Annotated in this window: 12 protein-coding genes and 1 pseudogene; 5 read left to right on the forward strand and 8 right to left on the reverse strand. The window is 68.4% G+C overall.

The annotated features are described in order from the left end of the window. The 6 genes from ACWF0M_RS37915 to ACWF0M_RS37940 all read right to left on the reverse strand — a co-directional run. Positions 1–910 (reverse strand): FAD-binding oxidoreductase (locus ACWF0M_RS37915; RefSeq protein ID WP_452240609.1); only part of this gene is annotated, 910 nt, incomplete at its 3' end. Then, positions 910–2,079 (reverse strand): hypothetical protein, encoded by a 1,170-nt coding sequence (locus ACWF0M_RS37920; RefSeq protein WP_452240610.1) that lies wholly within the window; start codon positions 2,077–2,079, stop codon positions 910–912. The genes ACWF0M_RS37920 and ACWF0M_RS37915, both read right to left, overlap by 1 nt. A 20-nt stretch (positions 2,080–2,099) precedes the next feature. After that, the gene (locus ACWF0M_RS37925) at positions 2,100–2,897 is read right to left on the reverse strand and encodes an ABC transporter permease (protein ID WP_452240611.1); all 798 of its coding nucleotides are present in this window, start codon (positions 2,895–2,897) and stop codon (positions 2,100–2,102) included. Then, positions 2,894–3,634, reverse strand: coding sequence for an ABC transporter ATP-binding protein (locus ACWF0M_RS37930; protein WP_452240612.1), 741 nt, complete (start codon positions 3,632–3,634; stop codon positions 2,894–2,896). The genes ACWF0M_RS37925 and ACWF0M_RS37930 overlap by 4 nt, the downstream gene beginning before the upstream one ends. Then, positions 3,625–4,812: an amidohydrolase family protein gene (locus ACWF0M_RS37935; protein WP_452240613.1), complete on the reverse strand. Its 1,188-nt coding sequence runs from the start codon at positions 4,810–4,812 to the stop codon at positions 3,625–3,627. The genes ACWF0M_RS37930 and ACWF0M_RS37935 overlap by 10 nt, the downstream gene beginning before the upstream one ends. Beyond that, complete coding sequence (locus tag ACWF0M_RS37940) at positions 4,809–5,693, reverse strand: MBL fold metallo-hydrolase (RefSeq protein WP_452240614.1); 885 nt, start codon at positions 5,691–5,693, stop codon at positions 4,809–4,811. The genes ACWF0M_RS37935 and ACWF0M_RS37940 overlap by 4 nt, the downstream gene beginning before the upstream one ends. A 79-nt stretch (positions 5,694–5,772) precedes the next feature. On the opposite strand from ACWF0M_RS37940, the gene ACWF0M_RS37945 reads away from it, so the two are divergent. From ACWF0M_RS37945 to ACWF0M_RS37960, 4 genes are read left to right on the forward strand one after another with little or no spacing between them, the layout of a single operon-like run. Beyond that, positions 5,773–6,348, forward strand: a complete 576-nt coding sequence (locus tag ACWF0M_RS37945) for a helix-turn-helix domain-containing protein (protein ID WP_452240615.1) — start codon at positions 5,773–5,775, stop codon at positions 6,346–6,348. A 54-nt stretch (positions 6,349–6,402) separates the two neighbouring features. Continuing rightward, positions 6,403–7,962, forward strand: a complete 1,560-nt coding sequence (locus ACWF0M_RS37950; protein ID WP_452240616.1) for an AtzH-like domain-containing protein — start codon at positions 6,403–6,405, stop codon at positions 7,960–7,962. Continuing rightward, on the forward strand, positions 7,959–8,711 hold the full coding sequence (locus ACWF0M_RS37955; RefSeq protein WP_452240617.1) for a cysteine hydrolase family protein: 753 nt from the start codon (positions 7,959–7,961) through the stop codon (positions 8,709–8,711). Before ACWF0M_RS37950 ends, ACWF0M_RS37955 begins: the two co-directional genes overlap by 4 nt. Positions 8,712–8,754: 43 nt before the next feature. Next, entirely contained in the window at positions 8,755–10,830 is a 2,076-nt protein-coding gene (locus ACWF0M_RS37960; RefSeq protein ID WP_452240618.1) for a hypothetical protein, read from the forward strand. Between the two features lie 103 nt (positions 10,831–10,933). Here ACWF0M_RS37960 and ACWF0M_RS37965 read toward each other — a convergent pair whose 3' ends face one another. Continuing rightward, positions 10,934–11,311, reverse strand: coding sequence for a hypothetical protein (locus ACWF0M_RS37965; RefSeq protein WP_452240619.1), 378 nt, complete (start codon positions 11,309–11,311; stop codon positions 10,934–10,936). A 482-nt stretch (positions 11,312–11,793) separates the two neighbouring features. On the opposite strand from ACWF0M_RS37965, the gene ACWF0M_RS37970 reads away from it, so the two are divergent. After that, positions 11,794–11,928, forward strand: coding sequence for a hypothetical protein (locus ACWF0M_RS37970; protein WP_452240620.1), 135 nt, complete (start codon positions 11,794–11,796; stop codon positions 11,926–11,928). A gap of 360 nt (positions 11,929–12,288) precedes the next feature. Here ACWF0M_RS37970 and ACWF0M_RS37975 read toward each other — a convergent pair. Next, a pseudogene (locus ACWF0M_RS37975) lies at positions 12,289–13,925 on the reverse strand (hypothetical protein); the annotation flags it as partial.

Raw genomic sequence — 13,925 nt, forward strand, 5'->3', positions numbered from 1 at the left:
CAGCCGAGCCGCCGGCCGCCCGAACCAGCCGCGATACCTCTGCCACCGTGGACGGTTCGAGGATGATCCGCAGGCTGACCCGGTCCGGATCGAGGTCGACCGGCGCCGGCAGGTTGGCGACGAGCGGCGGCTCGTCCGCGGACGCCAGCCGGGGCAGTACGGCGAGATCTGGCAGCGCGCGATGCACCTCGACCGCGGCGACGTACGTGTCGAAGACCGCGTAGAACGCCACCCACTCACGGGCCGGTGCGGTCGCGACGGTGGCCTCGGTGATCACGCCGGTCACGCCGTACGCATGGATGTACGCCGTTGCGTCGTCGCCCGAGACGGTGAACGTCGTACCGCTGCCGTCGCACGGCGCGATCTTGAGCTCCCGGACCCATCCGTCCGCGGTGGTGCCGTGCTCGATCGTGCCGGTGCCCGCGCTGCCGCCGCCGATGAACCCGCCGAGCGACGATCCCTTCGTCGACGGGAACATCCACAGATCCGCATCCGCCGCCCGTACGGCGCGATCGATCAGCGTGAGCCGCGCGCCCGGCTGCGTACGCACCTGACCGTCCTCGACCGCCACGACCTGATCGAGCCCGCGCAGGTCGAGCACGACGCCACCCGAGAACGGCGTCGCCTGCCCGTAGTTTCCGGTCCCCGCGCCGCGCGGTGTCACGGGTACGTCGTACTCGTAGGCCAGCGCGAGCAATGCGGGGACCTGGTCCGGATCGGTCGGCCGCACCGCCACGTCCGCGAGGAACCGGCCGGGCGGGATCTTCTCCATCAGGATCGGCGACAGCCGGGCCCAGTCGGAGGACACCCGGCGGATCATCCGGGCGTCGGTCGAGACCACGGACTCGCCGAGTTCATTCTTGAGCAGCTCGGCGAACCGCCCGGCCTCCCGCAGGGATGTCGTCGTCATCAGCTCAGCTTCACGGACTTGTCGATGAACTCGTTGGTGACCAGGTCCTTGGGCGCGAGCCCGGGCTTGATCGCGGCGCCGCCTTGTTTCAGGATCGGCTCGAAGGTGGTGATGATCTCGGCCACCCGCTGCTCGTCGAACCCGCCGAGGCTGCCGGTGGCCGGGTCGTTCGCGATGATCTTGTTCTTCGCCATCGACTCGGCGGCGTACGTCGCGACGCCTTCGGAGTACGTCCAGCCGGTGTTGTACTTCTGCACCAGCTCGACGATCAGCTGGTTCACCGGACCGGGGTTCGACTGGTAGTCGATCTGGGCCTGCTGCAGCATCGGGACCAGTTTCTTCAAGCAGGCGGACTGTTTCGCCACGTCCTCGCTCCGCACCGAGAAGGCCTCCGGGTAGATGTTGTAGCCGATGTCGGCGAGCAGCTGGCTGCCGATCGGCTTCTTCCAGGCGCTGACCTCGTGCTCGTAGATGTACGGTTCGGCGCTGATGAAGCCCTGCTGCAGGATCTTCGGGTCGCCGACGAACCGGGCCGGCGTCCCCTCGTACCCGGTGTCGATCTGCTTCTTGGTGATCATGCCCTTCGACATCAGCAGCTGCGGGATGATGTCGCCGGAGGTGACCACGACCGCGCCGGTCTTGGCGACGTCCGCGATCGTCTTGGCGTCCGGGTACGTCTTCGGGTCCCACATCAGGATCTGCGGGCTCTTGTTGAGCGGGGCAACGACCGCGGTCGTCGGCTGCTTCACCGAACCCGCGATCGCGGCGTCCGAGCTGACGGCGCCGATCAGGATGCTCTTGTCCAGGTACATCAACGCCGGCACGGGCTGGAATCCGACCGACGGTCCGCCGGCCCGCACCTCCACCTTCACGCCGGTGTCCACGCCACCGGACACGAGCGGCCCGGTGACCCGCTTCTTCGCGGTGTCGACGGTGTAGCCCGGGCCGACCAGCTGGTACATCGCCGAGTGCTCGGCCTCCGGCTGCCAGTCCTGCTGCATCACGACGGTCTTCGGGCAGACACCGGACAGGTCCTTGGCCGACCCGGCGGTCGCCGCGGTGCTGACCTGCTGACCTGCGGACGACGTGCTGACCGTGGCGCCGTTGCCACAGGCGGCCAGTGCGAGTACGGCGGAACTCAGCGCAACTGCGGTGATGGTGCGTTTCATGAGACTCCTCACAGGGGGGACTACCGGCGGACGACGCCGTACCAACGGCCGACGACGATCCGGTCGAGGGTGGCGAAGACCGTGAAGAACGCGACGCCGAACACCGACGCCAGGCCGATCGCGGTGAACAGGTCCTCGGTCTGCAGACGGGCGGTGTAGATGTCCAGCAGGCCGCCGATGCCGACCAGGCCCTGCCGGAAGAACGTGTCACCGACGATCGCGCCGATCACGGACAGTCCGGCGGAGATCCGCAGCCCGCCGAAGATCGCGGGTACGGCGGCCGGCAGCTGGAGTTTCACCAGCCGCTGCCATCTCGTTGCCTTGTTCAACGTGAACAGGTCGTGTGCCGCGGCGGTCGGGGACTGCAGGCCGAACAGGGTGTTGGAGATCATCGGGAACAGCGAGATGATCACGCAGACCACGACCCGGCTGCTGAACCCGTACCCGAACCAGATCCCGAGCAACGGCACGAGCGCGAGAATCGGCACGGTCTGCAGAATCACGGCGTACGGATAAAGCGCTCTCTCGAGCCAGGTCGTCTGCACCATCACGACTGCTTGCGTGACGCCGAGGACGACTGCGATCAGCAGGCCGACGACGGCAACCCGTACGGACAGGGCCAGTGCGTCGAGCATCGGCTGCAGGTGCACGGGGTCGAGCAGCGACGTCTTGATCACCTGGTGCGGTGGCGGCAGCATGAACCGCCGGTCGTCGCTGAGGACGAAGTAGCTGACGACGTACCAGAGGCCGATCGCGGTGGCGAGTGCGCCGATCATCGGGCCGGCCGCGAGCAGCAGCCGGACGTACCACGGCCTCATGAGTGATCACCTTCCAAGGCCGCGGACACGGCGCCGGTCAGCGCGGTGAACTCGGGTTCGTAGCGCAGCTCCGGTGGGCGCGGGTACGCCCACGGAACGTTGAAGTCGGCAACGACCCGGCCCGGCCGCCCGCTCATCACCAACACCCGGTTGCTGAGGTACACGGCCTCCGGGATCGAGTGCGTGATGAACAGGCCGGCGAACGCCTTCAGCTGGAAGAGCCGCTGCAGCTCGGTCTGCATCCGCAGCCGGGTGATCTCGTCGAGCGCACCGAACGGCTCGTCGAACAACGCGAGCTCCGGCTCGGCGACCAGGGACCGCGCGATCGACACCCGCATCCGCATCCCGCCGGACAGCTGCCGCGGGAACTGCTTCTCGAACCCGGTCAGGCCGACCAGGTCGAACGCTTCCCGCGCTCGTTCCTTCCGCTCCGCCTTCGGTAGGCCGCGCAACTCGCCGACCAGCTCCACGTTCGCGAGCGCGGACCGCCACTCCAGCAACGTCGGCTCCTGGAACACGTAACTCGTCGAGGTCGCCTCGACCTGGATCCGGCCGCTGGTCACGTCCTCGAGCCCAGCCGCCAGCCGGAGCAGCGTCGACTTGCCGCAACCGGACGGCCCGACCACCGACACGAAGTCGCCGGCCGCGACGATCAGGTCCACGCCCGTCAGCGCAACCGTCCCGGTCGGGAACGTCTTCGAGACCTCTTCCATCACCAGCGTCTTCGTCACAGCCATGCCTCCGTACTCACCGTGGTGCCGGCCACCACCCGGCCGCCGTGTACGACGAACCGCGACCCGCCCCACCCCGCGAGGACCTCACCCAGATCGGTGTCCGGTACGACGATCAGGTCCGCCGGACTACCGGGTTCGAGCCCACCTGCCGGCAGACCGAGGACGGACCGCGCACCTGTCGTCACGGCCGTCAACGCTTCCGAAGGCCGCAGGTGCCCGGCCGCGATCAGGAGCGACGTGGTCTCGAACGGGTCGCCGCGTCCGACCGGGTTGAACGGGTCGCGGAGGTTGTCGCCACCCGCGGCGAGGGGGATGCCCGCGTCGAGAATCGCCCGTACGGCGGTCAGACCGCGAGGTACCAGGTGTGTCGCGTCGCGGCCTTGCAGATAGAGGTTGGTGATCGGCAACGTGACGATGCCGATGCCTGCCTCCGCGACCAGTTCCAGGACCGGTTTGAGTCGCTCGGGAGACAACGAGCCGAGTCGTACGCAATGGCTCGCGGTGACACGCTGCGTGAGCCCGCGGGCGATCACCTGCTTGGCCAGTTCTTCGAGGTCTAGCTCGGGAGCCGGCACTTGTTCGTCGGCGTGCAGGTCGATCGGTGCGCCGGTACGCTCGGCGATGTCGAGCAGCCGGGTGAGCTCGGCGGACGGATCATCTGCCAGGTGCGGGCAGCCGCCGAGGAGATCGATGCCTCGGGCAAGCGCCTCGTCGATCGCCGCGTCAGGCGTGTTGTGACCCGCGAGTGCGACGAGTTGCAGGGTGACTCGGTCGCCGAGGTCCTCGCGGAGTTTCACCAGCGCGTCGACGCCTCGCATCGGGTCGCCGGTGCCCGGGATATCCACGTGACTGCGGATGGTCGTGATGCCTTGCGACACATAGCGGCGTACCGCTCGGAGCGCGCGGTCGTAGATGTCTGCGCTGTCCATCCCCGCGGACAGCTCGCGCCACTGGGCGATGGCGGCCGGCAGATCATTCTGCTCGGCGTCGACCCGGTCGGCGGTCAGCACTTTGTCCAGGTGAGCATGCGGTTCCACACCCGCCGGAAGCACCCGCCACCCGCCGGACCGCGCAGCCGGCCGCACGCTGGCGATCAGCCCGTCCGCGAACGTCAGGTCCACGACAGACCCGTCGAGCAACCGCACACCCGGAAGCTCGCTGAGCCGCACGCCGGTGATCATGCGCCCTCCCCTGGCCCCGCGGTCAGGATCACGACACCGTTGATCTCGTGGCGGTCGACTGGGCGTCCTAGCAGGTCCTTGTCGGGCTGTGGGTCGGAATCGCCTTGCAGGACACGTCGTGCAGCTTCGGCGACTGCGGCCACCGACCGGCCTGGGAGTTCGGCGAGGAGGTTGTGGGCGACGAGCACGCGGGTCGCCGCGAGCTCGGCCAGCCGTTGCGTCGACGTCGCGAACGCGGCGAGATCGGCGTCCTCTCCGTGCAGCCAGTACGCGGCGGCGAGGATGGTGTCGCCGGAGAGCAGTACGCCGGTTGTCTCGTCGTACAGGCACAGCGCATCAGGTGCGTGGCCGGGTGTGTGCAGCACCCGCAGCACGCGGCCACCAAGGTCGATCAGCTCGCCCTCGACCAGAGCGCGCGTGGGCGGAACGGCCGGGACGTGCCAACTGGAGAGGTCCGGCAGCTCGCGCATGTGAGGCAGCGCGGACGCGACGAAGAAGTTCTGCCGATCGAGCTCGAGGTAGCGCAGATAATCGCCGTACACCGCGCGCATCGCGCCCTCGTACATCCGGAGGAAGGTCTCGTCGACCGCACCGTGCTGCCCGAGCGGATGCGCCGCGATATCCAACAGACCGGGGTCGCCGAGCAGTGAGGCATTGCCGCCGCGGTGATCGAGGTGGTCGTGGGAGTTGACGACCATCAGCGGGAGGTCGGTGAGTTCGCGGACGACGTCGCCGATCGGGGCGATCCCCATGCCGGTGTCGAACAGCAGCGCGGACTCGGCGCCCGAGACCAGGAAACTGTTGGCGTGGCCCGGCTCCGCGATCAGCCGGAACCCCTCACCGAGGTCCCGTACCTCGAACCACTCGGCCAAGCCGCTCACCCCATAATGTTGATGTGAGTAACATTGAGCAGCCTAGGCCCGATCAGTTTCGGGCAGATTTCTGTGGAGGACCGGCTGTATGAACCAAGCTGAGTCGAATCAGGGTGCGTGGAACCAGGACGAGGTCGACGCCCAACTCGGGTCCGCGATCCGGTCCCTCCGGCACACTCGCGGGCGCACGCTGGTCGAGGTCGCCGCGGCCACCGGGCTGTCGCACCCGTTCCTCAGCCAGATCGAACGCGGCCGCGCCCGCCCCTCGATGCGGTCGTTGTTCCTCATCGCCGACGCGCTCGGGACAACGCAGCAAGCACTGCTCGCCACTGTGACCCCACCAGCCGGCGAGCCGCCGCTCCTCGGCACGGGAACCCGGCTGCTGCTGCACGAAGGTGGCGTCGACATCACCGAGTTCGCCGAGATCGGCACGGAGTTCGAGGAGTTCTTCGAGCACGTCCGGCCCGAGTTCCTGTACGTCGTGACCGGTGTGCTGGAGGTGGAGACGCGCGCGTCCGAAGCCGCCGAAGGCACCGTACGGACTCTCGGCGCGCGGGACTCGGTGAGCTACGCCGGCGGCGTACTGCACCGCTTCCGGCGGGTCAGCGCGGAGCCGTGCGTCGTCTTGATGGTCCACGGTGACGAGCATGTTTCGCCGACGTAAGCATCTGTCGACGGATGTTCACCACATCAACATCCACGCCTACGCTCGACCTCGATGAACGACAACCCCCTGGGCGACCCCGGCCTCCTGGCTGCCTTCCGCCAGTACGAACGCGCACTCCTCGCGAACGACGTCGCCGTACTGGACGCGTCCTTTGCCGACGACGCGGCCACTCTGCGCGCGGACCAGAGCGGCGTGCTGGTCGGTCATGACCACATCGCCGCGTTCCGCGCAGGTCGTCCGCCAGTACCCGGCCGGGTGCTGCAGCGAGTCCATCTGCGTGAACTCGGCGCCGATTCAGCTGTACTGATCGCTGAGACAGTTCGTGCCGACGGCAGCACCGGCGTACAAACCCAGCTGTGGCAACGAACCGGCGAGACCTGGCAGGTGACGATCGCCCATGTCTCGTCCTCCTCGCCCTCAGTCAAGATGCCACCTCCTGACGACCCGGCGATCTGGCGGGTTGCTCCTCCCCGGGACCGGCCGCTGGTCGCCGGCACCGGTGCGGGTGGGCTGGATGGGATGCGGGTTGCGGTGAAGGATCTGTTTGCCGTGGCCGGGCAGCGGATCGGCGCGGGCAACCCCGCCTGGTTGGCCGCCGCACCAATCGAACCGACCCACGCGGCAGCGGTCTCCGCCCTCCTCGCGAACGGCGCCGACGTCGCAGGTCTCGCGCAGACCGACGAGCTCGCGTTCTCGCTCGCCGGCACGAACATCCACTACGGCACCCCGGTGAACCCGGCCGCCCCCGGCCGCATCACCGGCGGTTCGAGCAGCGGGCCGGCAGCAGCGGTCGCGACCGGACAAGCCGACATCGGCCTCGGCACCGACACAGCGGGCTCCATCCGAGTGCCGGCGTCGTACTGCGGCCTCTACGGCCTCCGAACAACCCACGACGCCGTCGACCGAACCGGCCTGGTCCCGCTCGCACCGTCCTTCGACACGGTAGGCATCCTCGCCCGGACAAGCGCCGTACTCACCGCCGCCGCCGGCACATTGCTACCCGCCGCCGACGTCGTACCGACCCGTGAATTGCTGGTCGCACCAACGCTGCTGGACCTCGCCGAGCCGGACACCCGTCTCGCGGTCGAGGCCGCGCTGCGAGCGTTCGCACTGCGGCACGATCTTCCGGTACGTCGGGTCGAGCTGGACCGGGATGCGTTGGAGGACTGGTTCGTCGCGTTCCGGCAGGTGCAGAGCGCCGAGGCGTGGCGGATCCACGGCGAGTTCGTGACCGCCCATCCTGGCGGATTCGAGCCCGCCGTGGAGGCGCGATTCCGATCTGGCGCCACCGTCGGAGACGCCCAAGAAGCGGCGGCTCGCGCAGTCCTGGAGGGCGCTCGCGCGGTGCTGCACGAGTTGCTCCCGCCGGGCGTCGTACTCGCCTTGCCAACCTCCTCGAGCCCAGCGCCGCCCACCGACGGGGACGCTGCCGCGATCGACGAGATCCGCGGCGCGACACTGCGCCTGACCTGCCTGGCCTCGCTCGCCGGACTCCCGGCCCTCAGCATTCCCACCGCGCGGGTCGGGACCCTCCCGGCCGGCCTCTGCCTGGCCGGCGGACCCGGCACCGACCGAGCCCTGCTCGCCCTCCTCACGGAAGCGCCGACATGATCCCCGACCGCAACTCCTGGCAGCTCACACCGAACGCCGCGGATCTGCGCCGCCCAACGATCCCCGCGAAGCCCGTCACGTTCGATGCTCAACCGCAGCAACTGACCATCGACCTGGCGCGGACAGCTGTCGTCGTGATCGACCTGCAGAACGACTTCTGCCACCACGACGGTTGGCTGGCCGGCATCGGTGTCGACGTCTCCGGAGCACAAGCACCGATCCCAGTGGTGGCCGCCCTGCTCCCCCGGCTGCGCGAACACGGCGTACCCGTGGTCTGGGTCAACTGGGGCAACCGCCCCGATCAGGCCAACCTGCCACCGGGCGTGCGCCACGTGTACGACGCCACGGGTGAAGGCAACGGCATCGGCTCGACGACCAGTCCGTCCGGATCCCCCGTGCTGCAGGCGGGTTCGTGGGCCGCGGCGCTCGTCGACGATCTGACAGTCGAGCCGGGTGACATCACGGTCGACAAGTACCGGATGAGCGGCTTCGTCGACACGCCACTCGACTCGATCCTCCGCAACCTGCGCGTCGACACGCTGCTCTTCTGCGGCGTGAACGCGGATCAATGCGTCCTCAACACCCTGACCGACGCGGCGAACCTCGGGTACGACGTCGTCATGATCGAGGACGCGGTCGGTACGACGTCCCCGTCGTACTGCCTGGACGCCACCTTCTACAACGTCCGCCAGTGCTACGGCTTCAGCACGACCACCCAGGATGTGACCGGATCCCTGTCCGATTCCTGACGCCACGCTGGCGCCCCCTGCCCGGAGCGGTAAGGGTGGACGGATGACGGACGAGCTGACAGGCTTCCAGGAGCACGCGCCGTACGACGAATCCATCGACCTGCGGACCGACTTCGTGATGGTCTACGGCCTCGACGACAGTACGGCGGAGCGAATCGCGCGCTGGCGTGAGGCGGGGTATCGCGTGCACCTGATGACCGGGATCTCCTGGGGTACCTATCAGGACTACCTCGACGGGCGCTGGGACGGCTCCGACCATTGGGACGACGCGCAGACCGCGGGTGACGGGTCGCCGATCCTGCACGGCGAGAGCACCGATATCCCGTACATGGTGCCGACGTTCGCCTTCACCGAGTACCTGGTGCAGAAACTCCGCCCGATCATCGCGCTCGGTGTCGAAGGCATCCATCTCGAGGAGCCGGAGTTCTGGGCGCGGGCCGGCTATTCGGTATCGTTCAAGCGTGAGTGGCAGGCCTTCTTCGACGAGTCGTGGCAGCCTCCCCACAGCACTCCCGAAGCGCACTTCCGCTCCGGGCAGCTCAAGCAGCACCTGCTCTCCCGCAGCCTCGACCGCGTCACCTCCGTGCTACGCGACGAGGCGCTCCAGCAGGGTCGGCAGGTGCGTTTCTACGTGCCGACGCACAGCCTCCTGAACTACACCCAGTGGCAGATCATCAGCCCCGAATCGCGCCTGCGGACCCTGCCCTCGATCGACGGCGCGATCGCGCAGGTGTGGACCGGAACGTCCCGGACGCCGAACGTGTACGCCGGGAAGGTCGCCGAGCGCACGTTCGAGACGGCGTACCTGGAGTACGGCATCGCGCAGGACCTCACCCGCGGCACGGACCGGCGGATGTGGTTCCTGCACGACCCGATCGAGGACCACCCGGACCGCACCTGGGAGGACTACCTGGCCAACTGGCAGCGCACCCTCATCGCGTCGCTCCTGCACCCGGGCGTCGCGCGGTACGAGGTCGCGCCGTGGCCCAACCGGATCTTCAACCGCCCGTACCTGCGCGAAGGATCCACCGAACGGCAACTCATTCCGCCGGACACCGCCACCAGCTACCTGATCGCGATGAACAGCCTCCGCGACCTCGACCAGCCCGACGTGCGGTGGGCCCAAGAGGGTCCACGGATCGGGATCGCGCTCTCGGACACCGCCATGTTCCAGCGCTGGGCACCCGGTGGTGAGAGTGGGCACTACGACGGCCTGCAAGACGCTTTGGCGTTGGAGGGCCGCGAGCAGCTGCTTTTCTCGGACTTCTACGGTCTGGCGTTGCCGCCCCTGTACGACGGGCAACGGGTCTGCCCGGTGCAACTCGAAAACGTGATCGACACACCCGATGCGCTCGACGAGGTCGACGTACTCGTCCTGAGCTACGAGTTCCAGAAACCTCTTGCCCCAGGCATCCATTACGCGCTGGCCGGATGGGTCAGTCGCGGCGGGAGCCTGCTGTACGTCGGCGACGACGCGGACCCGTACCACGAGATCCGCTCCTGGTGGACCGGCCGGTACGACACGTGCGCGGATCACCTCGCCGAAGCGCTCGGCGCCGACCGGAAGCGTGACGACGTACAGCCGGTCGGTCAGGGTCGGGTTCGGTTCCTGTCGTCGCGTCCGGCCGACTTCACCGAATCACCGTCACGCGCCGCCGAGCTGGTGGCGGCGATCCGGGAGTTGGCGGGTGGCACCTGGGAGTCGACCAACTGGCTGTCGGTGCAGCGCGGTCCGTACCTCATCGGCGCCGTACTCGAGGAGAGCGGCGGTTCACACGTTGTCGAAGGCACCTATCTCGACCTCCTCGACCCGCAACTGAGCATCGTCCGGCACCGCTCGTTGGGCCCGGGTCAGTTGACTTGGCTCCGCGATCTCACCTACGACGAGGAGCCTTTGCTGGCATCCGCCGGCCGCGTCGTCAACTGGCAACAAGACCAGACCAGCATCCACTTCTCCTGCGAGGCACCACACGGAGTGCAAGTCACAACAGCTCTCCGCGTGCCTTCCGAACCGACGTCCGTCGAGGGCGCCGACCTCCGGTACGACGCGGAGGTCGGCGTCGCCTGGCTGCATCATCCCGGCGTCCCCACCGGAACCCACGTCGAACTCACCTTCTGACCGTCCCGGGACGTGGGTCTCACATGGTGTTGGTAGGACTGCAGTCACGCGGGTAGTGCCGCGCGGTAGGTGGATGGTGCCTGCTGTTTGGTTGACGGTTGCTTTATTGCGACGTACGCGATGTTGTTGCGTAGCGCCGTTCGAGCCTGTTGCCGGTGACGGTTGAGGTGTTGCCGGTAGGGGTTGAGGTGTTGCCGGTGAGTTGGAGGGTTACAGCCTTGCCTGCTGTAGTCACTTGATAACCGAGGCGTCCGCCGTTGCTGACCGGATCCCTGGTGAGCCCGACCTCCTGGCGCGTGCGAATCCACACGTCCGGGACGCCACGCCCGATGATCACCGTCCCGTCGGACTTCTCCACGATCAGCGAGTCGAACAGGACCTTCGTCGCGGTCGACCGGCCCCACATGTGCTGGTTCGACCCGCCACCAACGCGTGCATGGTCGAACCGCTCCCGGCGATCGAACGGATCCCGACACACCACCCAGCAACGCCCGCCCAACCCGAACTCTCGCGCGGCTCGCCACCCGCATCGACCATCTTCTCGACGACCTTCCCGTACGACGCCAACCGATCACCACCGACCGACCGCGACGCGCTTCGACCGGACGTTCAACTCGCGAGTCGGGACCCACTCATGCGCCGGCCTCCACTCGTGCGCCAGGCTCCACTCGTGCGGAGGGCTCCACTCGCGCATCGGGCTCCACTCGTGCAACCTCGGGCGCCGAGGGTATGAGGCGATCCCTCGGACTCGACCTCCGCGGTGGGCTCGCGATAGGCGTCGGCGCACTCGCCTACTGGTACCGATGGTCTCGCCGCCAGGACTGGCTGGACACCGTCCTAGCCCAACACTGCCGGCACGTCCCACCACTCCCCCAGATCGGCCTCGTACCCCTGGCCGACATCGCAATGTGCCTAATCGCAGCCAGCTGTACGGGCGCAGCCCTACTCCGATCCACCCCTATCGTGAGCGCTCTCACCGCGATCCTCGTGACCGCAGCAATGCTCGGCGCAATCGGAGGCACCGTCGTACTCACCGACACCCCATCCCCACCCTCCGACGGCCTCGACAGCTCCGGCCTCCCTCGCCCGAGCGGCTGACCATTCAGAGCTCACAGCAACGTTCCTCCTACCACGAGGAGTCGCCACGATGCCCGCGCCAGGTTCGGCGTCGCTGTCATTCGAGGCGCCTGCTGCCGCAGGTTGCGCCCGGTGGGCGGGATGGGGCGACCTCGCGCCATCGCCGGTGACCGGGGCGGGCTCGCGCAGTCGCAGGTGGCGGGGCGGGCTCCCGGCGTCACCGCTGACCGGGGCGTGGCCTCTCGCCATCGCAACTGACCGGGGCCGGGCCGGATTGGCGGGCTCCCGGCATCGCCGGTGACCAGGCTGACCACGGTCACCGACCTGCTGAGGCCTGACTCGCGGGCGTTCGCCTGGGCGCAGACTGGACTCGGTACGGCCTCATGGGTCGATCCGGTGGGTGCCGTCGGGATCGACGTGGAACGTGAACCCGTGCGGCGTCGTCCACTCGAGCGTCCTGTAATCGACCCGGCGCACGCGCCAGCCACGCGCATGAGTCTTCACCCGATGCCCAAAGCGACCGAGGGGCGCAAGATTGGTGGTGCTGGTTTGGCCCGTGGGTCCGTGCGGGTCGTACGGCTCGATGTGATCGAGATCGATCGTGTTGGTGGTCTCCCGGTTGCCGTAGGGAAACAGCTCGACCGGGTAGGTGAACCTGACCCGGTCACGGATCCGGGTCGGAATCTCATACGCATCGACACTCACTGCGTCATTCAGGTCGATCACCGGCTTCACCGTGTACGGCCCATAACCGATCACCTCGGCCAGTTGCGCCGCAAGCAACGGCCCGATCGTCTCGGCACGCAACACACCGCTCCCGGTGGCCAGCGTGTGGTCGGTCAGATGCACAACCACCTCAGTCTGCCCCGGACGCACCTGCCCCACCCGCACCTGTCCCGCACGGGCCGATCCTGGACGCACCTGCCATGCACGGGCCGAACCCGGACGTGTCTGTCCTGCACGGGCCGATCCCGGACGCACTAGTCCCTTGGTTCCATTGATCGGGTCTGCCGGTTGTGCCGGCGCATTCGGGCGCGCCAGTTCACCTGGCCCACCTGAGTCGTGCGGACTGCCGGGCTCGGCAGGGTGGCTGGGGTAGCTCGGGTTGGCGTAGGCGTCCTGCTTGATCTGCGCGAGCCGGGCGCGAAGTGCCCGCAACGCGGCAGCATCCATCCCCGAACCCGCCCCGGGTTCGTTGCCAGCCTCCGGGTCCGCGGCCTGGGCTGGTGTCCGCCGGTCGAACGGGTCCGTTGGCGGATCGGGGTCGTAGGGCGCGGCGGCTTCGAGCCACGGATCGTCCGGCGGACCCGAGGGCTCGACCAGATCCAGCCTGTCCGGCGGATCGAGCGACGGGCTCGGCGCACTCGCCGGCGCCGCGGAAGCCGGCCGGGTGCCGGACCCGTGCAGTTCGAACGAATCCGGTGGCTCGGGCGAGCCCGGTGGCTCGGGCGAGTTCTGTGGTTGGAGAGGGTCTGGTCGGCGTCGGGAGCGGGGAAGCGGCCGGTCGAGGAGGCTGGCCTGCGGCCCATTCCCCGCGCTCTCACCAACCGGCACCACCGTATCGCCCGGCGCCACCACGTCTTCCCGCACCACGTCGTTGTTGTCCTGCACCACTGCCTCGCTCGGCACCGGGTTGTCCTGCACCGCCGCGTCGTCCCGCACCACCGGGTTGCCGTGCGCCACCGCGTCGTCCTGCACCACGTCGTTCGGCATCACCGGGTCGTGCCGCGTCACCACATCGTCCGGCACCACCGGGTCGTCCTGCACCACCGGGGTGTCCTGCGCAGCCGCGTCGTTCGGCGTCGCTGGGTTGTCCGGTGTTGTGGTGTTACGGGGTTTGTGGCTGGTGGCTGGGTTGGGGTTGGTGGGGCTGGGTGGCGGGGTGGTCGGGAGGGCTGTTTCGATGTGGGTGCGGGCTTGGGTGAGGAGTTCTTGGGTGTAGCGGGGGTCGGCGTTGATCTCGAGGGCGTCGGCGCGGCGGTGCTGGATGGGGCGGGTGTCGCCGAGGGCTTTGAGGG

Source organism: Kribbella sp. NPDC055110, assembly GCF_053607525.1.

Coding starts and splice junctions, on each gene's coding strand:
- ACWF0M_RS37920 (WP_452240610.1), bottom strand. CDS start 2,079: ATGAAACGCACCATCACCGCAGTTGCGCTGAGTTCCGCCGTACTCGCA.
- ACWF0M_RS37925 (WP_452240611.1), bottom strand. CDS start 2,897: ATGAGGCCGTGGTACGTCCGGCTGCTGCTCGCGGCCGGCCCGATGATC.
- ACWF0M_RS37930 (WP_452240612.1), bottom strand. CDS start 3,634: ATGGCTGTGACGAAGACGCTGGTGATGGAAGAGGTCTCGAAGACGTTC.
- ACWF0M_RS37935 (WP_452240613.1), bottom strand. CDS start 4,812: ATGATCACCGGCGTGCGGCTCAGCGAGCTTCCGGGTGTGCGGTTGCTC.
- ACWF0M_RS37945 (WP_452240615.1), top strand. CDS start 5,773: ATGAACCAAGCTGAGTCGAATCAGGGTGCGTGGAACCAGGACGAGGTC.
- ACWF0M_RS37950 (WP_452240616.1), top strand. CDS start 6,403: ATGAACGACAACCCCCTGGGCGACCCCGGCCTCCTGGCTGCCTTCCGC.
- ACWF0M_RS37955 (WP_452240617.1), top strand. CDS start 7,959: ATGATCCCCGACCGCAACTCCTGGCAGCTCACACCGAACGCCGCGGAT.
- ACWF0M_RS37960 (WP_452240618.1), top strand. CDS start 8,755: ATGACGGACGAGCTGACAGGCTTCCAGGAGCACGCGCCGTACGACGAA.